A 20,804-nucleotide genomic window follows, 5' to 3' on the forward strand; every position below is an offset into this window, starting at 1 on the left:
CGGGGGGGGGGGGGGGCGGGTGGCGCGCGGCCGCCGGGGGAGGGGAGGGGCCGCCTCTTAGTGGGGGCCCCCGGCGTCCGGGGCGGCGAGCCCGCGCAGCACCACATGGACGCCGCCGCTCTGCCGGTGCAGCTCACGGACGAAGAAGAGGGTGTCGGCGAACTGGGTCTCGACCGCGCCCCGATGGGCGCGCTCGATGATCAGCAGGGTGTTGTCGGTCGTGGCCACGGTTCAGCAGACCCCCATCGCCACGACCTTGTCGGTGGCCCGTATGTGCTGCCAGAACTGGCTCGGCGGGCGCTTGAGCACCTCGGCGATCTGCTCGGACCTGCCGCGCTCCGCACAGCAGAAGCGGCAGACGTACCAGTCCAGGCGGTCGGGGTAGGCGGTGAGCAGCTCCCGTATCACCGTGCCGGTGGAGGGGTGGTCCACCGTGCGCTCGGCGACGTTGACGGGTTTGCTGTCGCCGAAGGCGGCGCAGGTGAGCCCGGTGGCGTCGCCGCAGGCCCAGACCTGTACGGCGGAGCCCTCGTCCAGCAGGGCCTGCGCCAGCCGGAGCGCGCTGGTCACCAGATCGGACTGGTGGGGCGCGCCCAGCAGCTTCAGCATCACATCGGTGTGGCGAACGGCGAAGACCATGTCAGTGCCACACCACTCGCACCGCGGGACTCAGCAGCTTCCGCGCCACGTCCCGCATCTCCACCAGCCGGGCGCCGGGCACCAGGTCCTCGGCGTCGACGGCCCGCTGGCGCAGCGAGAACGCGTCCACCCACAGCCGGCCGCCGAGCCACAGCAGGGCGTCGAGTTCGGGCATGGCTCCCCGCACCGCCCCGGCCACGCCGTTCTCGACCAGGAACAGCGCTACGTCCTCGCCCTCGCGCACCAGTTGGGCGGCGTCGCCGGCGAACCGGTGGCTGCCCGGACCGGCCGGCGGGCCGCCGCTCTCGATCAGCAGGTATTCGTTCATGGCTTCAGATGTCTCCGGGTCCGTCGGCGTCCGGTCCGTCAGCGTCCGTCCGTGCCCTGGCCGTCAGTCGGCGGCCGGCTCGCCGCCGAGGGCGCGCAGGACGCGGTCGTCGAAGGTGACCAGGGACCAGTCGCGGCGGCTCTCGATCTCCGCGTAGCCGTGGGTGATGGTGCCGGTGGCGGTCCGCACCAGCCGGCCCTCACGCACCACGTAGCAGTCCATGCGGGAGGTGTAGGTGAAGTCCTTGAACACGTCCTCGACCGTGTAGACGGTGTAGAGGTCCTCCTCCATCAGCGCCTCGTCGAGGACGTGAATGGCGGAGTGCGGGACGACGGGTATCCACTTGCGGTCCTCGAGCAGCTGCTTGATGGAGATGCCCCGGTCGGCCAGGAAGAGGTCGACCACCTCCTCCATCTGGCGCAGATAGCCGGACATCTGGATGCGCTCGCTGAAGTGGCAGTACGGGTACGGGATGCGCCACTTCCAGCCGAAGGCGTTCTCCCCGGCGGTCAGCTGGTCCAGCACCGGGTCGGCGCCGGTCGTGCCCCGGCCGAGGGAGAGCGCGCGGCCGTCGGCGGGCACGGCGGCGGGGGGCGACTGCGCCTGCCCGGCGCCCAGCCTGGACACCACGAACCGGGCCAGTTCGGCCGGCGGCTCCCCCTCGGGGGGCAGGAAGTCGCTGCGCCGCAGGGAGACCGCGACCTTGGAGGTGGCCGCCTTGAGCCGCTGCCCGCCCCGCTCCAGGCTGAGTGTGACCCGGAAGCGGAGGACGTCGTCGGTGTCCTTGGTCGCCGGTTCGACCCGGGTCTCCACGAGGTCGTCCATGTGCAGGGCGTGCAGGATGCGGGTGTCCAGGCCGACGAGATCCAGCCCCAGGCCGTAGTCCTCGAACAGGGCCCGGGCGGGTATCCCGGCGCTGCGGAAGTGCTCGAGAACGGCTTCCTCGATCAGGTAGTTGACATGCTTGAACCCGATCCAGGTGCAGATGTTCGAGCCTTCGTACCGGGGCCGCAGGGCCACCTGTGTGCTCTTGGCGAGCAGCGGTTCCAGCGCGGGCTCGGTGTCGGTGGTCATCGGTTGTGCTCCATGGTGAGGTGAGGGGATCCTGACGGCGGACCCGGCAGCCGGGTCCGCAGGAACGTGTTGGTGAGGTCGGCGAACTCTTCGGCCGCCGTGACCATCGGGAAGTGTCCGTGGCACGGCAGGACGTGCACGGACGCGTCGGGAAGCGACTTGGCGAGCGCCTCCGCGTCGGCGGGGGCGGCCACCATGTCCTCGCCGCCGCTGACGAGGAAGAACGGCATCGTCATCCGTTCGGTGCGCATCTGCGGCATCCGCAGATACGTGCCGAAGAACTGGAACCACCCGTAGGGGCTGACCAGATCGCGGATCTTCATGGCGATGGTGTTCCGGCGCTCCTCGGGGAGACGCCTGCTGGGCCCCATGTGCATGCCCTCGATGAGGATCCGGTCGAAGTTGTTGACGTAGTAGGCGAGCGAGTTCCAGTCGAACTCCTCGGCCGTGGCCCGGTACAGCGGGGAGACGAGCACCACGGCGCTCGGCCCCCGGGTGTCCGCGCCGCCGGTGCTCCACCGGTCCAGCCAGGTCAGCGCGGCGCTGGTGCCGAAGGAGTGCGCGATGACGACGTCGGGCCCGCCCGGTACGGCGGCCACCGCCTGATCGGCCCAGGTCTCTACGGGGCGGCCGGTCCAGCCGTGCACCCCGGTGCCCCGCCACGGCAGGTCGGCGGTCCACAGCTCGCACCGCGGGTCGGCCAGCGGCAGGAAGGGGTCCCAGACGCCGCCGTTGCTGCACAGCCCGTGCAGCAGCAGCACCCGCAGCGGGTCGGGGGCCAGGGCCCGCCGGGCGCACCGCACGATCACCGGCTGCTGCTCCGCCTCGCCGCCGGACCGGCGTGCCGGGGTGGCGTACCGGCCGGGGTCCACGCTCACCTGTGCTCCTCCCGGGCGGAGCGCAGCAGCAGGCCCGCGACCGCGTCATCGGTGTCCTCACCCGTGGTGATCAGCGCCGTTCCGGTGGGGTAGGAGCCGAACCGGCCGACGGCGGCGGCGCACTGGAGCACGCCCAGGGCGCCGTCGGCCCGTCCGAACACGCCGGTCGGGTCATGGCGTGGCGCGTCGGGGAAACCGGGCGTGCCGGGGGCCGGGGGCTTCTCCTGGGAGGTGAGCCAGATACCGGGGGCGGGGCGTCCCTCGGGGAGCACCCGCTCGACCACGGCCCGGACACTTCCCTGCCGGGTGTACGGCCCCAGGGCGGCCATCGGCCGCGCGCCGCGGGCGCGGGCGGCCGGACCGCTCTCGACGACCAGGGCGACGGCGCCGTCCAGCAGGTGCTCCGCCGCCTCGCCGAGCAGCCCTTCCACCACGGGGTTGGCGGTCTCCACGCCGATGACGACCACCCGGTCGCACCGGCCGGCGGCGACCAGGGCCGCGGCCCAGTACACCGCGTCGAGCCCCGAGGTCGGCCCGTTGCAGAACATCAGGTTGGGGCCGCGCAGCCCGTGCTGCAGCGCCACCGAGGAGGCGATCACATTGCTCGACGCGTTGGGCAGCGCCATGGGGCTGATGCGCGAGGTCGTCTCCGCCGCGATGGCCGAGGCCACTTCGCAGACGGTGTCCAGATTGCCGAGGTTGGAGCTGACGGCGACGCCGACCGAGTCCCCGGGAACGGTCAGTCCGCCCTCGCCGTCGGCCGGCAGCAGCCCGGATGAGCGCAGGACGTCCCGTGCGGCGCACAGGGCGAGCTGGGTGGCCCGGTCCTTGTAGCGCAGGCCCCGGCGGCCGATCAGGGTGCCGGGGTCCACTGGCTCGGCGGGCTCCCGGGTGGTGCGCAGCAGGTCCGCGGCGTGGCGGGCGCCCGGCAGCGCCAGGCCGACGCCGGTCACGACGGCGTCAGGCGCGGTCACAACGGCGTCAGATGCGGTCACGACGGCGTCAGGTGCGGATGTCACGCGGCCACTCCTTCCACGATGGCGACCGCGTTGACCCCGCCGAAGCCGAACGCGTCGACCTGCGCGATCCGCAGCCGCTCCGTCTCCTCCGGCGGGGTGGACCCGGTCGCGAAGCGGAACCGCCCGGCGGCCCCGGCCGGGGTGTCCAGGGCGATGGTCGGCGGGACCCGGCCCGCGGCCAGGGCGCGGGCGGCGACGATCAGGCCGAGCAGTCCCGATCCGCCCGAGGTGTGCCCGGTCATGGACTTCACCGCCGTCATCAGCGGTCGGCCGATCCCGCCGCCGAAGACGTCGCACAGGGCCGTGGCCTCCGCCTCGTCGTTGAGGGAGGTTCCGGTGCCGTGCAGCAGGATCAGGTCGACGTCGTCGGCCTTGATACCGGCCTGCTCATGCGCCAGGCGGATGGCCTGGGCGATACCGGCCGGGTCGGGTGCGGTCGGGTGGGAGGCGTCGCAGTTCATGCTCGCGGCCCGGAGCCGGCCCCTGGCCAGGCGGGCCGCGGGGTGGTCCTCCCGCGTGAGCACCACGGCCGCGGCGCCGTCGCCCATGAGGGTGCCCCGGCGGTTCCGGTCGAAGGGCCGCACCCGGTCCGGGGGGTCCAGCTGCACCCGGTCCAGCAGCCCGAACATGCTCGCGGTGATGGTGTCCACACCGGCCACCACCACCGCCTCGGCGGTGCCCGCGGTGAGCAGGTCGCTCCCCATGGCCAGGGCGTGCAGGGACGCCGAACACGCGTTGGAGATCGTGTAGGTCCAGGTGGCCCCGAAGCGCTCGCGCAGCGCGGTCCCGAAGTGGAGTCCGCTGAGGTCGAAGTCGGCGTCCTCGCACCACTTGAGCTCGACGGACCGCAGTTCCCGCAGTCCGGTGCCGACGATCACCGGGGTGGAGGAGAGATCCTCGTCGAGACCGGCGTCGCGCAGTGCCTCGGCCACCGCCCGCAGCAGCCAGGCGGTCGCGCGGGACGGCACAACGGTGCCGTCCGCGGGGCGGTCGTCGATCTCGTAGGCGTGTGCGGCCCGGTAGGCGCGGCTGTCGAAGCCGCGCAGCGGGGCGCGTCCACTGCGCCCCGCGCAGAGGGCGTCGAAGACCTCGTCGGCGTCCTGTCCGATGCTGGCCACCGCACCGGTACCGGTTATCGCCCAGTTCATCGGGACCCTCTCGTGCGGTCGTTCACCCGTGCCACGTCTGTTCCTCCTCATATTTGCCCAAGATCAGCACAGCGTTGTTTCCCCCGAAGGCGAGACCGTTGTTCTGCACAACTCTCGGTTTGGCGGCGACGGCCTCATTGGGCACACAGTCGAGGCCGCATTCGGGATCGGTCTCGACATGGTTGATCGTGGGCGGGATGAACCCTTCGACAATGGCGAGCACACAGCCGATCGAGGCCAGCGCGCTCGCGGCTCCCATGCTGTGCCCGAGCATCGATTTCATGGAAATCGTGCGCGGGGCCGTGTCCGCCCCGAACACCCGGCGCACGGCGGCGGCCTCGGTCACGTCGTTGGCCCGGGTCCCGGTGCCGTGGGCGGAGATGAAATCGACATCTCCGGGCCCCACTCCGGCATTCTCCAGCGCGAGCCGCATGCAGTCGGCCACGCTGTCCTCATCGGGTGCGACCGGATGGTACGCATCACAGTTCAAGGCGAACCCGAGCACTTCCGCATGGATGCGCGCGCCCCGCGCCCGGGCGGACTCCAGATTCTCCAGGACCAGAACCCCCGCGCCCTCGCCGGTGAGTATTCCCTGGCGGTCCTTGTCGAAAGGTCGGCACTTCTCGGGCGCGATGGTGCCGATCCGGTAGAAGCCGGTGAACGTCTTGCGGCAGAGCGCGTCGGCGCCGCCGCACAGCGCGTAGTCCACGTCCCCGGAGCTGATGGCGTCGTACCCGTAGCCGATGGCGTAGTTCCCGGCGGCGCAGGCGGTGGGCAGTGTGACCGCCTCCACCGAGCGCAGGCCCAACTCGCGCGCCACCGCCGACGACAGCCGGCCCGCGGTGACCCGCTCGGCCACCACCGGGTCCATCGCCTCGGGCCCCTTCGAGACCTCGGTCTCGACCAGCCGGTCCATGTCCCTGGCCTCGCCGTCGGTGGTGCCGATCGCGGTCAGACCCCGGCGGGCCCGCAGGTCCGCCTCATCCAGCCCGGCGTCCGCGACGGCCATCCGGGCGGCCGACACCGAGAACTGGCCCGCCCGGCCCAGCGTGTGCAGGGGGACGTTGCGGATGTGGTCCTCGGGGGCGAAGCCCGTCACCTCGCACCCCATGGCATGGGCGAATCCCTCGGTGTCGAACGCCGTGATGGGCCGCACCTCGCTGCGCCCGGAGCGCAGCCCGGTGAGAAAGTCAGTCGTTCCGATGCCGATGCTGGATATCGCTCCCATACCGGTGACAACGACTCGGTGAGGGGCCTCGCTCCGCATGATCCCGCTTTCTCCTCAACTCCCGGCCGGCCGTTCGAAGTCCCGTTCCGCTCTTACTTTTCGCCCGCCTCGGCGACCACCGAGTAAATGCCGTCGAGGTTCACCATGCGCGCCATCTCCGCCTGGTCGATGGAGATTCCGAACGTCTTCTCCAGGGCGGCCAGGATCTCGATGGCCCGCAGGGAGTCGGCGTCGTGGTCCTCCTTCAGAAGGCTGCTGTCCTTCAATTCCTCCGGGTCGATTTCAAGGATGTCGCAGACGATTTCCTTGATGTCATCGCGGCGCTCCTGCACAAGTGCGTTCATTTGCTCTTCCTCTGCCTTCTTCGCATTTGTTGGGGCCGACGCTCCAGGACATTACGTTCGGCCGATCAAGGGATTCAAGAGTTTCGGACACATGCTGCCAACAACGCCTCGCCAGTAGCGTCGAGTTGTCCATGTTCCGGCTTATGCCATGCGCAGCGGCAGGCTTTCCAGCCCGCGCATCAGAGTGCTGCTGCGCCATTCCAGCTGGGCCACCGTAGTGGCGAGTTCGATCGTCTCGAAGCGGTCGAGCAGCTTGGTGAAGACGACTTCGGCCTCCAGCCGGGCCAGCGGCGCGCCGAGGCAGAAGTGGATGCCGTGCCCGAAGGAGACATGGCCTCGGGCGTCCCGCTGAAGGTCCAGCCGACCGGGCTGGGGGAATCGCTCGGGGTCGTGGTTGGCGGAATCCACGTTCACCATCACGAACTCGTCCTGTGGGATGAGCACGCCGCCGATCTCGACCGGCTCCTTGGTGAAGCGCATAGTCGCCTGGTTGACCGGGCTCTCGTAGCGCAGGAACTCCTCGATGGCCCCGGGCAGCAGGGAGCGGTCGGCGCGCAGGGCGGCGAACTGGTCGGGGTGGGTCACCAGGGCCAGTGCGCCGTTGCCGATGAGGTTCACGGTGGTCTCATGGCCGGCCGCGAGCAACAGCACGGCCATGGCCGCGATTTCCTCGTCGTCCAGCGCCGACTCGCTGTCCTCGGTGGCGAGGGCCGAGATCATGTCGTCCCCGGGCGCCGCGCGTTTGGCGGCCACCAGCTCACGGATGTACGCGTCCATGGAGACGCTCGCGTCCCTGAAGACCTCGGGCTCGACCGCCAGGACGAAGGCGTTGGTCCAGGACCTGAAGGTGCGCCGGTCCTCCTCGGGGACACCGAGCAGTTCGCACATCACGGTGATGGGCAGCGGGAAGGCCAGCGCGTCGATGAGGTCGACCGAGTCCCGCCCCTGGACGGCGTCCAGCAGTTGATCGGTGATCTGCTCGATACGGGGCCGCAGCCGCTGCACCCGGCGCTGGGTGAAGCTCTTGTTCACCATGTGCCGCAGCCGGTGGTGCTCGGGCGGATCGGTGTTGAGCATGTGGTGGCTGAGCGCCTGGCTGAAGATCTCCTGATGGGCCTGGATCCTGCGGTCCCGCAGGATCCGCATGATCTGCCAGGAGTCCTTGGCGAACCGGGGGTCCGACAGCGCCTGGCGCACCGGCGCGTATCCGGTGACGAGCCACAGTCTGGTGCCGTTCGCCATCTCGAGCGGATGGACGGTGCGGGGGGCGGGCGCCGCCCCCGGCTCCGGTGCCGGCCGCTCGGCGGCATGAGGGGGTTGGTGCACGGTGTTCTCCTGGGCGTATGGGTGGCCCGATCAGGCAGGCAGGGTGTTCATGCCGCGCTCGGGGGCGTTGACGAGGACGGACATGTTGCCGCCGGGGTGGGTGTTGTCGTGCATCAGCTGGTGCAGCCGGCCGACTCCCTCGAAGTCGTCGCAGCGGGTGAGGCAGGGGTCGAGGACGCCCTCGCTCACCAGCTTGGTCACCTCGCGGAACTCCCGGGTGTTGGCGCCGTGCGAACCCTGGAGCCGCTTGGACCGCATCCAGAGGTGGCGCAGGTCGATGTCCCCGTTGTAGCCGGAGGTGCCGCCGCAGATCACCACCATGCCGCCGGTGGCGCACAGGTAGACGGAGGTGGGCAGGGTCGCCTGGCCGCTGTGCTCGAAGACGATCCTCGGTGCGGCGCGCTCGCCGAGGATCTCCCAGATCTTCTTGCCGAAGGCCCGCGCGCCGCGCAGGAAGCGGGCCATGCCCTCCTCGTCGTCCGCGTCGGGGAGCCGGCCCCAGTGGTCGAAGTCATTGCGGTTGATGACCCCCCGGGCGCCGAGTTCGAGGCAGAACTCGGCACGCCGGTCGTCGGACACCACGGCGATGGGAATGCCGCCGACCATCCGGGTCAGCTGGATGGCGCTGGAGCCGAGGCCGCCCGCGCCGCCCCAGATGAGCACCGGGTCGCCGGGGCGCACCGTATGGCCCGGCCAGCCGAAGAGCTGGCGGTACGCGGTGGGCGCCGAGAGCATGAAACAGGCCGCCGCCTCCCAGGAGAGATTCTCCGGCTTGGGGTGGCATTGGACCTCGTTGACCAGGCAGAACTGGGCGAACGAGCCGTAGTTGGTCTCATACCCCCAGGCCAGGGCGGAGCTGGAGAACGGGGGCTCGCCGCTGAGGCGGATGTCCTCGGCCGTCTCGTCCCACTGCCCTCCGGAGAGGACCACCTGGTCTCCGGGCCGAACGTGGCGGACACCGGGGCCGACCGCCCACACCACCCCGGAGCCCTCCGAACCGCCGATGTGGAAGTCCTCGGGGAGACCGAACTTCTGCCGTGCGGCGATGACGTCGACGGGCCGGCCGCTGGCGGCCCAGACGTTGTTGTAGTTGATGCCCGCGGCCATCACATAGACCAGCACCTGGCCGGGCCCGACGGCGGGGACGTCGACCACCTCGGTGCGGAACGCCTTGACCGGCTCTCCGAAGCGATCCTGGCGGATGAGGGAGGCGTACATCTGCTGGGGGACCTCGCCCAGCGGGGGCAGTTCACCGAGCTCGTAGAGGGATTTGACCATGGAAGGGGGCTCCTCATTCACATGCTGGGTTCACGTACTGCGTTCATGTGCTGCGTTCACTTACTGCGTTCACGTGCTGCGGACGACAGGGCGCGGACCGCGGGAATCAGGGCGCGGACCGAGTGCGGGCTCATCGGGTGGCGAAGGTGTCCGCCAGCCATGTCCGGACGGCCTCGGCGGTGCGCGGGGCGTGTTCCTGCATCATCGAGTAGTGGTTGCCGGGGGTCGGAACCGTGATGTCCACGTGCTCCGGCGGCGGTGTGACGGCCCCGGTCTCGGGGTTCAGCACGGCCTGCTCCTCGGCCCGTACCAGCAGGGTGGGCACGGAGAGGGCGGGGATGTCGCTCCACTGGTGGAACATCGGCAGGTAGCGGCCCATGGCCGTGAGCTCCTCGGGCGGGACCTCCAGGTCCCCCTCCCGCTCGTGGTGCTGGTTCATCATCGTCGAGAAGACCCGGTTGTCCTCGCGGTGGCGCAGGCTGAAGCTGTCCAGCATCACCACCGCGGCGGGCGGCCGGCCGAGTTCCTCGAGCCGGGCCGCGGTGCCGTGGGCGACCCAGCCACCGGAGGAATAGCCGAGCAGGACGAACGGCGTGTCCCCCGCCGTGTCGAGCACCGTCCGCGCCTGGGTGGCGAAGAGCGTGTCGAGGTCGGCGGGGAGCGGCTCGCCCTTGGCGAAACCGGGGTGGGAGAGCGCCCACAGATCCCTGACGCCCCGGAAGGGCGCGGCGAAGCGCGCGTACTGGTGGGCGCCCGCGGGTGCGACGTAGGGGGTGAGGCAGATGAGCGAGGGCCGGTCCGGGCCCTCCGCCAGACGCACCGGTACGGGGCGGGAGGCCGGCTCGTCCGGAGCGGAGTAGGCGGGGCGCAGCTGTCCCGCGACGTACAGCATCTTCACCGCCTCGTCCACGTGGCCGTGGGCGCAGGCGTAGTTGTAGAGCTGGACCAGGGTGTCGTCGGACGCCGCGGTGGGGGCGACGGCCGGGGCTTCGGCGGGGGTGCCCTCCGTTGCGGCGCCGTCGGCCTCGGCGGCGGGCGGCGCCACATTGGACCATACGTATCCGGCGAGTTCGCGCGGGGTCGGGTGGTTGAAGGCGATGGTCGCGGGCAGCCGCAGCCCCACCGCGGTGCCGAGGCGGTTGCGCAGTTGGACCGCCGAGACGGAGTCGAGGCCCATCTCGAGGAACGGGCGGTCGGGGTCGACGTCCTCGGGCGAGCCGTGCCCCAGGACCTCGGCGAGCCGGTCGCGGACCAGTTCCAGGACGCGGGCCCGCTGCTCCTCGGGGGTGGCGGAGGCCAGGCCGCGCTGCCAGTCCTCGGGCGTCCGCGCCGCGCCGGAGCCGTCGCCCTCGCCGGTCGGCTCGGTGGCCGGGGCGTCGAGGCGCTCCATCAGCGCCAGCGCCTCCGGGATCCCGGCCAGCAGCGGCCGGCGGCGCGCGGACGCGTATCCGGTGGTGAACCGTTCCCAGTCCACGTCGGCCACCATGGTGACCGCGTCGCCGCGGTCCAGGGCCGTGCGCAGGACCTCCAGCTGGGTCCGCGGGTCGATACCGCGCAACCCCCAGAGCTCTCCGGTCTCGGCGGCGGCCTCCTCCTTGGTCATGCCGAGGCGGTCGAAGGCGCCGTCGGGCAGGCCGTGCCGCCGCAGGGTCTCCTGCGAGGCGTCCTCCACGGCCATACCGCCCCCGGTCCAGCCGGTCCAGGCGACCGCGGTGGCGGCGAGGCCCCGGCTCCGGCGGTGCTCCGCGAGCGCGAGCAGATAGGCGTTGGCCGCCCCGTAGTGGCCCTGGCGGCCGACGCCCCACACCGCGGAGACGGCCGAGAAGAGGATGAAGGCGTCCAGGCGGATGCCCATCTCCTCGGTGAGTTCGTGCAGATGGCGCGCGCCCTCGGCCTTCGCGGCGAAGACGTCGGAGAAGTCCTGTGGTGTGGTGTCGGCCAGGGTCTGAAGGCGGCCGACCCCCGCGCAGTGCACGACGGCGGTGAGCGGGTGGCGCCCGGGGACGCCGGCGAGCAGGTCGCGTACCGCGTCCCGGTCGCGCATGTCGCAGGCGACCACGGTGACCTCGGTGCCGCGCGCCCTGAGTTCGGCCACGCGTTCCGCCACGCCCGGGGCCTCGGGGCCGCGCCGGCCGGCGAGCATCAGGTGCCCGGCGCCCTGGTCGGCCAGCCAGGTGGCGACATGACCGGCCAGCGCACCGGTGCCACCGGTGATGAGAACCGTGCCGTCGGGGTCAGGGCGCCATCCGGCGGTGCCCGGTGCGGCGTCGGCCGCGCGCGTCAGGCGGCGGGTGAACACGCCGGCGTCCCGGATGGCGAGCTGATCGTCGTCGCCGCCGGCGAGCAGTGCGGTGAGGGTGCGCACCGCGGCCGGACCCGGCTCGGCGGGCAGGTCGATCACACCGCCCCACCGGTCGGGGTGCTCCAGGGCGAGCACCCGGCCCAGGGCCCAGGTCTGCGCCTGGACGGGGTGGGTCACCGGGTCGCCGTCGCCGGGGGCGACTGCGCCCCCCGGGTTCATCCCCAGGGGCACCTCCGTCCCCGCGTCCCCGAGCGCCTGCATCAGCGCGGCGGTGTGCGCGGTGCCCGCCGGTACGCCGGGGGCGGCCTCGGACGGCGTGTCGTCGTCCAGCGCGAGGAGGGACACCGCCCCGGAGAGCGGCTGGCCGGGGAGGAGGTCATGGATCCGGTCCGTGAGGGACACCCGGTCGTCCTTGGCCTCGACCGCCAGGGTCAGCACCGTCTCGGTGTGCCCGCGCACCGCGTCCACCACGGCCCGGGTGACGGCGTGTTCGGCGTGGTCCGCCGGTACGGCCACGAGCCAGGGGGCGCGGTCGCCCGCGGGGTCCGGGCGCGCCGCCCCGAGGGGTTCCCAGGCGATCCGGTAGCGCCAGTCGTCGGTACGGTGGCGCCGGTGCCAGGTGGCCATGGCCGGGAGGACGTCCGCGAGGGCGGCGGCCCGGCCGTCGCCGGCCAGGCCGAGGACACCGGTGAGCGCGGTGAGGTCCTCGTCCTCGACGGCGCGCCAGAAGGAATCCCGTGCCGGGTCCGCGGCGGCGGACGACGGGCCTGCCGCAGGAGCCTGGGTGGGAGCCGCGGCCTTGAGCCAGAAACGCCGCCGCTGGAAGGGGTAGGTGGGCAGGTCCACGCGGGTGCGGGGCGGGTCGGGGAAGGCCGTGGTCCAGTCGATGTCGACCCCGGCCGTGTAGAACTCGGCCGCGGCGCGCCGGAAGCACATGGGCCCGTCCTCGTTCCGGCGCAGCGAGCCACCGGCCACCGCCGACACCTGGGCGTCGAACGCCAGGTCCTGGACGGCCGCGGTGAGGAGCGGATGCGGACCGGCCTCCAGGAACGCCGTGTGCCCCTCGGCCATCGCGGCCCGTACGGCCAGGTCGAAGCGCACGGTCCGGCGGGCGTTGTCGTACCAGTACCCGGCGTCCAGCCGCGTGGTGTCCAGCGGCTCCCCGGTCACCGAGGAGTAGAACGGGATATGCGTCGAACGCGGCATCACGGCGGCCAGTCCGGAGACCAGTTCCTCGCGCAACGCCTCGACCTGCGCGGAGTGGCCCGCGGCGGCGGCGCCGCGGATCTTGCGCACCCGGACGCCTTCCGCGCGTACCTCCCCCAGCAGGGCGTCGACGGCCTCGGGGGTGCCGGAGACGGTGATCTGGGTGGGGCCGTTGACGGCCGCGACGGAGATCTCGCCGTCGTAGCCGCCGAGCCGGCGCTCCACCTCGTCCAGGGGCAGGTCCACCGCCGCCATGGCTCCGTTGCCGAGCAGCCGCATCAGGGCCCGGGTGCGGACGACCATGATCAGGGCGGCGTCCTCCAGGCCGAGGGCTCCGGCGACCACGGCGGCGGCCACCTCGCCCTGGGAGTGGCCGAGCACGGCGGCCGGTTCCACACCGTGGGCCCGCCACAGCTCGGCCAGGGCGACCGACACGGCGAACGACACCGGCTGGAGCACTTCGGGCTCGTCCAGCGACGGCGCGCCGGGGCGCTGCCGCAGGATGTCCTCCACCGACCAGGTCACCAGGGGGGCGAAGGCGGCGTCGACCGCGCGGAGGGCACGGGCGAAGGCGGGCGACCAGTCGAGGAGGTCTGCGCCCATCCCGGGCCACTGGGCACCCTGGCCGGGGAAGACGAACACGGGGCGGCCGAGGCCGGGGCGGGCGGCGCCGGTCACCGCGTTCTCGGCGGTTTCGCCCCGCTCGACGGCCGCGAGGAGGTCCTCGAACGCCTCCCGGTCCGATCCGACGAGCACCGCCCGGTGGGTGAAGGGCGAGCGGGTGGTGGCCAGGGCGGCTCCGATGTCGGTGACGGAGGCCGCGGTGTTCCGCGCCACCGTGGTCCGCAGCCGCCCGGCCTGCTCCCGCAGGGCGTCGGCGGACCGGGCGGCCAGCACCCACGGCACCGCGGTGGCGGACGCGGGGCCGGTGGTGGGCTCAGCGGCGGTCACCGCGGGCGGCTGCTCGACGACGAGGTGGGCGTTGGTCCCGGAGACGCCGAAGGACGACACGCCGGCCCGCATCGGCTCCTCGCCTTCCGGCCAGGCGCGGCCGCTGTCCAGCACCCGCACCGCGCCCGAGTCCCACGGGACCCGCCGGGAGGGGGTGTCGACGTGCAGGGTCTTCGGCAGCCACCGGTGCTCCATGGCCTTGACCATCTTGATGAGGCCGGCGACACCGGAGGCCGCCTGGGTGTGCCCGATGTTGGACTTGATCGACCCCAGCCACAGCGGCCGGTCCCCGTCCCGGCCCCGGCCGTAGGTGGCCAGCAGCGCCTGTGCCTCGATGGTGTCGCCGAGGGGGGTGCCGGTGCCGTGGCCGTCGACCGCGTCCACCTGGCCCGGCTCCAGCCCGCCGTCGGCGAGCGCCTGCCGTATCACCCGTTCCTGGGAGGGCCCGTTGGGCGCGGAGAGCCCGTTGGAGGCGCCGTCCTGGTTCACCGCGGTGCCGCGGATCAGGGCGAGGACGCGGTGACCGGCGCGGCGGGCGTCGGCCAGCCGCTCCAGTACGAGGACCCCCGCTCCCTCGCCCCAGCCGGTGCCGTCGGCGGTGTCCGCGTACGCCTTGCACCTGCCGTCGGCGGCGTGCACCCGTTTGCGGGCGAAGTCGATGAAGGCGCCGGGGGAGGACATCAGCGCCACTCCCCCGCCGAGCGCCAGGTCGCACTCCCTGTCGCGCAGCGACCGGCACGCCTGGTGCAGGGCCACGAGGGAGGAGGAGCACGCGGTGTCCACGCTCACCGAAGGGCCCTGGAGGCCCAGCACATAGGAGACCCGGCCGGACAGGACGCTCGCCGCGTTGCCGGAGATGAGGAATCCCTCGCTCTCCTCGGGGGGCTGGAAGAAGCGCGACAGATAGTCCTGCTCATTGGTGCCGATGAAGACCCCGGTGGAACTCCCACGCAGGGTGTGCGGTGCTATTCCGGTCCGCTCCACCGCTTCCCAGGCCACTTCCAGCAGCAGCCGCTGCTGCGGGTCCATCGCCACGGCCTCGCGGGGTGAAATGCCGAAGAAATCCGCGTCGAAGTCGGCGACATCGCCGATGAAGGCTCCGGAACGGGTGTAGGAGGTGCCCATGTGCTCCGGGTCGGGGTGATAGATGCCCGCCACGTCCCATTCACGGTCCACCGGGAAGCCGGTGACGGCGTCGCCACCCTGCTCGAGGAACTCCCACAGCTCTTCGGGGGAGGTGATCCCGGCGGGGAAGCGGCAGGCCATTCCCACGATGGCGATGGGGTCTTCGGCCCGGCCGCCGCTATGGTCGCGCACCACCGGCAGGCGCTCCGCCTTCTCGTCTTCCGCCCTCTCCCCTTCCGCCAGTTCCTCTTCCGGGCCGGTGAGCCGAGTGAGCAGATGAGCGGCGAGCGCGGCGGGATCGGGGTGGTCGAAGACGGCGACGGAGGAGAGCGGAACACCGGTGGCCGCGGTGAGACTCCGCAGCAGGGCCGCCGCCTTGTCACGGACGAGCCCGAGCGCGCGGAAGGGGGTGTGGGCGTCGATGGACCGCGCGTCGCCGGTTTCCCGTTGTTCGGCGACCTTGCTGCACACGAGCCCGAGGAGAATCTCCAGCCGCTCGTGCCGCGGCAGCGGAGCCAGACGTTCCCGCAGTTCGTCCGGGGTCATTCCAGAACGGCTCACAGTAGCACTCCGAAAGAAGACAGCAAGACGGTTCCTCGCGATATGAGCCCGCGCTCTCCGCTTCCGGGAACCCTGGGAGACAACGGCGCGCGGCCATAGGAATTGCAGCAGCACCGACGACCGACGAACACCGAACCGCGCACGGCGACAAGAGTGAACAGGCCGGTTGGCTTTAGCCGGAGATCGCCCCTTGCCCGGCGGGCACGTGTTCCTCCGGAGTCGCGGATGTCATACGGCCGAAATTAGCACCGGCGATGCGGGGATCACGAGCGCGGCGATCAACGTGACCGGTAGTGTCCACGGGGCTTGCTGCGCAATTGGGCGTGGCGTAGCGTCAATCGCCACGCGCGCCGGGTATCGCCGCGCGCGCCGGTTGCGAGCCATTTCCCGGTCGACTTCCCTGGTCGACTTCCCGAGCAAGTTCCCGATCAACTCTTCCATCGGCAAGGATGGTTTTCGGGCGAGTGCCGTGCAACGATCGCGCCGTGAAGTTCTACGTTCTGGGATCCTTGCGAGTCTCCGACGGGGAAGGCCCGCCGATAACCCTGGTCGGGAGGCGAGACAGGGCGTTCTTGGCCGAACTCTTAGCCCATGCGGGACAATCGGTCTCGACCGATCACATTGTCGAGGCGACAACGCCGGATCCGCCTCCGACCAAACGGGTCAACGCGGTGCATGTCAGGGTGTCCCGGCTCAGGTCGCTTTTCCGGTCCCTGGCCGGACCGGACACCGTCACGTCCGTAATATCGACCCAGCCGGGCGGATATCGGCTGGTGCCCGCCGAAGTCGACTCCGAGCAGTTCGAGAAGCTGCTCGCCGCCGCCATGCGGGAACGGGACAAGGGCTATCTCGACGGGGCGGCGGTCAGGCTCGAGCGCGCACTTTCCCTCTGGGAAGGGGACGCGTTCAGCGACGCCGACGCGGGCGACTGCGTCGCGGCGGAGGCCGACCGGCTGGCCGAACTGCGGCTGGTCGCCCTGGAGGAGCAGACCGATGTGATGCTGGCCATGGGCGCCCACGCCCAGGTGGTGAGCAGGCTCAAGCCGCTCATCGAGCGGTATCCGCTGCGCGAGACCCTGTACCGCCACCTGATGTCGGCCCTCCACCAGTCGGGCCGTCCCGCCGAGGCCCTGGCCGTCTACGCCGATCTGCGGGCCAAGCTCGCCGAGGAGCTCGGCACCGAGCCGACCCCCGATGTGCAGCGCCTGTACCGGGCTCTGCTGTCACCGCAGACGAAGCACCACGGACCGACCGCCGTGTGGCCGCCGTTCGCGGTGCTGGCGAGCCGCCGGGCGCCCTCCCAACTCCCCGGCGACATCGCCGACTTCGTGCCCTGTGAGACCACGGACGTACTGGCGCCCGCCTTGACGGCGAGCGACCGCACCGCCACGGCCGTCACCGCCATCACCGGCCAGGGCGGAGCGGGGAAGACGGCGACCGCCGTCCATCTGGCGCACCGGCTGCGCCCCTGGTTCCCGGACGGCCAGCTCTATGTCGATCTCGGGGGCAGCACCAAGCACCCCACCGACCCCGCGGCGGCGCTCGCCCAGATGCTTCTCGCGCTGGACCACCCGATGTCGGCGCTGCCCGAGGGGATCGGGGCCCAGGCCGCCTGCTTCCGTGACAGCCTCCGCGGCCGGCGCGTCCTCACAGTGCTCGACGACGCGGCCGACGAGGCGCAGGTCCGGCATCTGCTGCCGGGCAATGTGGAGAGCGCGGTCATCATCACCAGCCGGGCGCGGCTGACCAGTCTCCCCTTCACCTCCAGGGTCGAGCACGCCGATATGAGCCTGCACCAGGCACTGATGCTCTTCCGTCGGGTCCTGGGCACCTCGAGGGTGGACCGGGACCTCGCGGCGGCGCGTGAGGTGGCCCGGCTGTGCGGCTGTCTGCCGCTCGCCCTGCGCATCGCCGCGGCCAGGCTCGCGGCCCGGCCCCACTGGAGTTTCGGTGACCTCGCCCACCGGCTGACGCACCGGTCCAGGCCGTTGGAGGAGCTCACCCATGGCCCGCTGAGCGTGCGTTCCTGCTTCGCCCCGGCCTACCACCGGCTGGCCGAGGACGATCGCCGTCTGTTCCGCATGCTCGGACTGTCCGGTGTCCGGGTGCTGTCCGCGCCCCCGGGGGCCGAGCTGCCGAGCCTCGCCGTGCCCGACGTGGCGGAAGCGCTGGAACGGCTGGCGGACACCCGGCTGCTGAAGGTCGTCCACCCGGGCACCCCCGGCGCCGTGCCCCGGTTCTGGCTGCACGGCCTGGTTTCCGCCTACGCCCGGGAGCGGGCGGAAGCGGAGGCGTCGGAGATCGAACGCGCGGCGGCCCAGGAGCTGCGGCGCCTGGAGGACCGGGAAGCCGCCGTCCCGGTGCTTCCGGCGGCGATCGGCCGGGGCCGGGCCGGCCGGCAGGGGGCATGGGGCCCGGTGGGGAGGGAGCCCCGGTAGCCGGGAGGGTGCACAGTGGAAGACGTGGGAGTTCGCCGACGGCTGACCGATCTGACGAGGCCATGGCAACCTGGGCACGCCTTGGTGGCGATCCCCGTCGGGCTGATCGTGGTGATCACCGTCGTCGATCTGCTGGCCCCGTCCCATATCCACCTCGGCCCCCTGCTGGTGGTCGCCCCGGCCATCACCCCGTCGTTCGCCGGTCCCCGGACCACCGGGCTGATCGGCGCGCTGGCGGTGGCCGCCCAGATACTCATCGCGGCGCTGCGCGGCGGCTTCGACGTCAACCACCAGGTGCAGATCGCGGCCCTCGCCGTGCTCTCGCTGCTCATCGCGGCCTACGCCCGGGAGCAGCGGCGGCGCCACCGTGAGCTGGCCCGGGTCCGGTCGGTGTCCGAGGCCACGCAGCGGGTCGTCCTTCGGCCGCTGCCGCACCGGCTGGGCCCGCTGCGGGTCGCCTCGCTGTATCTGGCGGCCGAGGACGAGGCGCAGATCGGCGGGGACCTGTACGCCGCGACCCGGGTGAAGAAGTGCACCCGGCTGATCATCGGGGATGTCCGGGGCAAGGGGCTGACCTCCATCAGCGACGCGTCGGTGCTGATGGGCGCCTTCCGGGAAGCCGCCCACCTGATCCCCGGCCTGCTGGAGCTCACCGATGTCCTGGAGCGCAGCGTCTGCCGGCACCTGGCCGAGCACATCGCCACCGCGAATGGCGAGCACGGCGGTGCCGAGCAGCCGCGGCCGGAGGCGGACGACGAGCTGCGCGAGCACTTCATCACCGCCCTGCTGGTGGACATCCCGGACGAGAGCGCCGTGACGTACATGGCCAACTGCGGGCATCCGCCGCCCCTGCTGCTGCGGGACGGCGGCCATGTGACCACGCTCCACCCGGCCCATCCCAGCCCGCCGCTGGGCATGTGCGAACTCCCCAGGAGCTCGGGCGACCCCGGCACGCCCGAGACCATGCCCTTCGAGGACGGCGACACGCTGCTGCTCTACACGGACGGAGTGATCGAGGCCCGCGCCCCCGACGGTTCCTTCTATCCGCTGGCCCAGCGGGTCGCGCAGTGGTGCGGCTCCGGTCCCGAAGGGCTGCTGCACCACATCCGCCGCGATCTGCTGGCCCATGTCGGCGGGCGGCTGGGCGATGACGCCGCCATGGTGGTCATCCAGCGCTCGCCCGCGCTCCACCCGGTGCGGCAGCTGAAGAAGATGGTGCCGGTCAACGCCGCCCAGCGCTGATGTCGTGTCCGGCCCGGATTCCCGTAACGCGCCGGCAGCCGCGGATGAACGACCGCGCCTCGTGCCACTTCCCGCGGAGCGCTCAGCGGACCCGGTCGACGCGGCGCTCGTCCCAGACCGGCTCCGCCGTCTCGCGGACGACGCCGTCCGATCCGAAGACCAGGTAGCGGTCGAAGGACCGCGCGAACCAGCGGTCGTGGGTGACCGCGAGCACCGTGCCCTCGTAGGCTCCGAGCCCTTCCTGCAGCGCCTCGGCCGACTCCAGGTCCAGGTTGTCCGTGGGCTCGTCCAGCAGCAGCGCCGTCGTCCCGGCCAGTTCGAGCAGCAGGATCTGGAACCGGGCCTGCTGACCGCCCGAGAGCCGGTCAAAGGTCTGGTCGCCCTGGCGGTCGAGCTCATAGCGCCGTAGCGCGCTCATGGCGCGTCCCCGATCCCGGGCGTGTTCGGTCCACAGGATGTCCACCAGCGTGCGCCCGAAGAGCTCCGGATGGGCGTGGGTCTGGGCGAAGTGGCCGGGCACGACCCGCGCGCCCAGCTTCCACTCCCCCCGGTGGGCGACGCTCTGCCCCGCCAGGAGCCGCAGGAAGTGGGACTTGCCCGAGCCGTTGGAGCCCAGTACGGCCACCCGCTCGCCGTAGAAGACCTCCAGGTCGAAGGGGCGCATCAGCCCCTCCAGCTCCAGCGCCCGGCAGGTCAGCGCCCGCACCCCGGTGCGTCCGCCCGCGAGCCGCATGGTGATGTCCTGTTTGCGCGGCGGCTCCGGTGGCGGACCGGCCTCCTCGAACTTCCGCAGCCGGGTCTTGGCGGCCTGGTAGCGGGAGGCCATCTCATCGCTGCGGGCCGCGTACCGCTGCATGTCCAGCACCAGCCGTTTGAGCTGAGCGTGTTTCTCGTCCCAGCGCCGCCGGAGCTCCTCGAAGCGCTCGAACCGCTCCTCGCGGGCCTCGTGGTAGGTGGCGAAGCCGCCGCCGTGCACCCACACGTCGCTGCCCGCCGGGCTCGGCTCGACGCTGACGATCCGGGCGGCCGCGCGGGCCAGCAGCTCCCGGTCGTGGCTGATGAACAGCACGGTCTTACGGGTCTCGCGCAGCCGCTCCTCCAGCCACTGCTTGCCCGGTACGTCCAGGTAGTTGTCCGGCTCGTCCAGCAGCAGCACATCGTCGGGCCCGCGCAGCAGCGCCTCCAGCACCAGCCGCTTCTGCTCGCCGCCGCTGAGCGTGCGCACCTCGCGCCACTGGGCCCGTTCGTACGGCACTCCGAGCGCGGCGGTGGTGCACATGTCCCAAAGCGTCTCGGCCTCGTAGCCGCGCGCCTCGGCCCAGTCGCTCAGGCTCTGGGCGTAGGCCAGCTGGGCGGCCTCGTCATCCCGCTCCATGATCGCCAGCTCGGCCTCGTCCACCGCGCGGGCGGCCTCGCGGATCCGGGGCTGGGCCACCGACACCAGCAGGTCGCGCACCGTCCGCTCATCGCGCACGGACCCGATGAACTGCGGCATCACCCCCAGGGAGCCGCTGACCGTGACCGTGCCGCCGTGCGGCTCCACCTCGCCGGAGACGAGCCGCAGCAGCGTGGTCTTGCCCGCTCCGTTGGGCCCGACCAGGGCGGCCACCGTGCCCTCGGCGACGCGGAACGACACATCGCCGAGCAGCAGCCGGCCGTCGGGCAGGAAGTAGGCGAGGTGTGCGGCCTCCAGATGTCCCATGGACCGGCATTCTCA

15 protein-coding genes are annotated in these 20,804 nt (G+C 72.0%); 2 read left to right on the forward strand and 13 right to left on the reverse strand.

Annotated features, from left to right (window positions below):
• Nucleotides 1-57 precede the first annotated feature (57 nt).
• From ACFXB5_RS34830 to ACFXB5_RS34885, 12 genes are all read right to left on the reverse strand, one after another.
• Nucleotides 58-228, reverse strand: a complete 171-nt coding sequence (locus ACFXB5_RS34830) for a hypothetical protein (RefSeq protein ID WP_385215608.1) — start codon at nt 226-228, stop codon at nt 58-60.
• A 3-nt stretch (nt 229-231) separates the two neighbouring features.
• On the reverse strand, nt 232-639 hold the full coding sequence (locus tag ACFXB5_RS34835) for a hypothetical protein (protein ID WP_385215611.1): 408 nt from the start codon (nt 637-639) through the stop codon (nt 232-234).
• 1 nt (nt 640) lies between these two features.
• A complete protein-coding gene (locus ACFXB5_RS34840) occupies nt 641-967 on the reverse strand; it encodes a hypothetical protein (RefSeq protein WP_385215613.1) in 327 nt (108 codons plus the stop codon).
• Nucleotides 968-1,030: 63 nt separating this feature from the next.
• A complete protein-coding gene (locus ACFXB5_RS34845; RefSeq protein WP_385215615.1) occupies nt 1,031-2,041 on the reverse strand; it encodes a thioesterase family protein in 1,011 nt (336 codons plus the stop codon).
• Nucleotides 2,038-2,919 (reverse strand): alpha/beta fold hydrolase, encoded by an 882-nt coding sequence (locus ACFXB5_RS34850; protein ID WP_385215618.1) that lies wholly within the window; start codon nt 2,917-2,919, stop codon nt 2,038-2,040. Before ACFXB5_RS34850 ends, ACFXB5_RS34845 begins: the two co-directional genes overlap by 4 nt.
• On the reverse strand, nt 2,916-3,938 hold the full coding sequence (locus ACFXB5_RS34855) for a beta-ketoacyl synthase N-terminal-like domain-containing protein (RefSeq protein WP_385215621.1): 1,023 nt from the start codon (nt 3,936-3,938) through the stop codon (nt 2,916-2,918). The genes ACFXB5_RS34850 and ACFXB5_RS34855 overlap by 4 nt, the downstream gene beginning before the upstream one ends.
• Nucleotides 3,935-5,086: a beta-ketoacyl synthase N-terminal-like domain-containing protein gene (locus tag ACFXB5_RS34860; protein WP_385215624.1), complete on the reverse strand. Its 1,152-nt coding sequence runs from the start codon at nt 5,084-5,086 to the stop codon at nt 3,935-3,937. The genes ACFXB5_RS34855 and ACFXB5_RS34860 overlap by 4 nt, the downstream gene beginning before the upstream one ends.
• 22 nt (nt 5,087-5,108) lie before the next feature.
• Nucleotides 5,109-6,353, reverse strand: coding sequence for a beta-ketoacyl-[acyl-carrier-protein] synthase family protein (locus tag ACFXB5_RS34865; RefSeq protein WP_385215627.1), 1,245 nt, complete (start codon nt 6,351-6,353; stop codon nt 5,109-5,111).
• A 53-nt stretch (nt 6,354-6,406) separates the two neighbouring features.
• Nucleotides 6,407-6,658 carry an acyl carrier protein gene (locus tag ACFXB5_RS34870; protein WP_385215630.1) on the reverse strand — a complete coding sequence of 84 codons (252 nt, stop codon included), beginning with the start codon at nt 6,656-6,658 and terminating at the stop codon, nt 6,407-6,409.
• Nucleotides 6,659-6,799: 141 nt separating this feature from the next.
• A complete protein-coding gene (locus tag ACFXB5_RS34875) occupies nt 6,800-7,984 on the reverse strand; it encodes a cytochrome P450 (RefSeq protein WP_385215633.1) in 1,185 nt (394 codons plus the stop codon).
• A gap of 30 nt (nt 7,985-8,014) precedes the next feature.
• Complete coding sequence (gene ccrA, locus ACFXB5_RS34880) at nt 8,015-9,262, reverse strand: crotonyl-CoA carboxylase/reductase (protein ID WP_385215636.1); 1,248 nt, start codon at nt 9,260-9,262, stop codon at nt 8,015-8,017.
• Between the two features lie 130 nt (nt 9,263-9,392).
• A complete protein-coding gene (locus ACFXB5_RS34885) occupies nt 9,393-15,392 on the reverse strand; it encodes a type I polyketide synthase (RefSeq protein WP_385215638.1) in 6,000 nt (1,999 codons plus the stop codon).
• Nucleotides 15,393-16,180: 788 nt separating this feature from the next.
• Here ACFXB5_RS34885 and ACFXB5_RS34890 point away from each other — a divergent pair.
• Nucleotides 16,181-17,845, forward strand: a complete 1,665-nt coding sequence (locus ACFXB5_RS34890) for an AfsR/SARP family transcriptional regulator (protein ID WP_385215641.1) — start codon at nt 16,181-16,183, stop codon at nt 17,843-17,845.
• Nucleotides 17,846-17,869: 24 nt separating this feature from the next.
• Nucleotides 17,870-19,087, forward strand: coding sequence for a PP2C family protein-serine/threonine phosphatase (locus ACFXB5_RS34895; RefSeq protein ID WP_385215644.1), 1,218 nt, complete (start codon nt 17,870-17,872; stop codon nt 19,085-19,087).
• 82 nt (nt 19,088-19,169) lie between these two features.
• Here ACFXB5_RS34895 and ACFXB5_RS34900 read toward each other — a convergent pair whose 3' ends face one another.
• The gene (locus ACFXB5_RS34900; protein WP_385215646.1) at nt 19,170-20,789 is read right to left on the reverse strand and encodes an ATP-binding cassette domain-containing protein; all 1,620 of its coding nucleotides are present in this window, start codon (nt 20,787-20,789) and stop codon (nt 19,170-19,172) included.
• Nucleotides 20,790-20,804: the final 15 nt, after the last annotated feature.

Origin of the sequence: Streptomyces sp. NPDC059455 (assembly GCF_042750115.1) — a bacterium.
Classification (GTDB): Bacteria; Actinomycetota; Actinomycetes; order Streptomycetales; family Streptomycetaceae; genus Streptomyces; species Streptomyces endocoffeicus.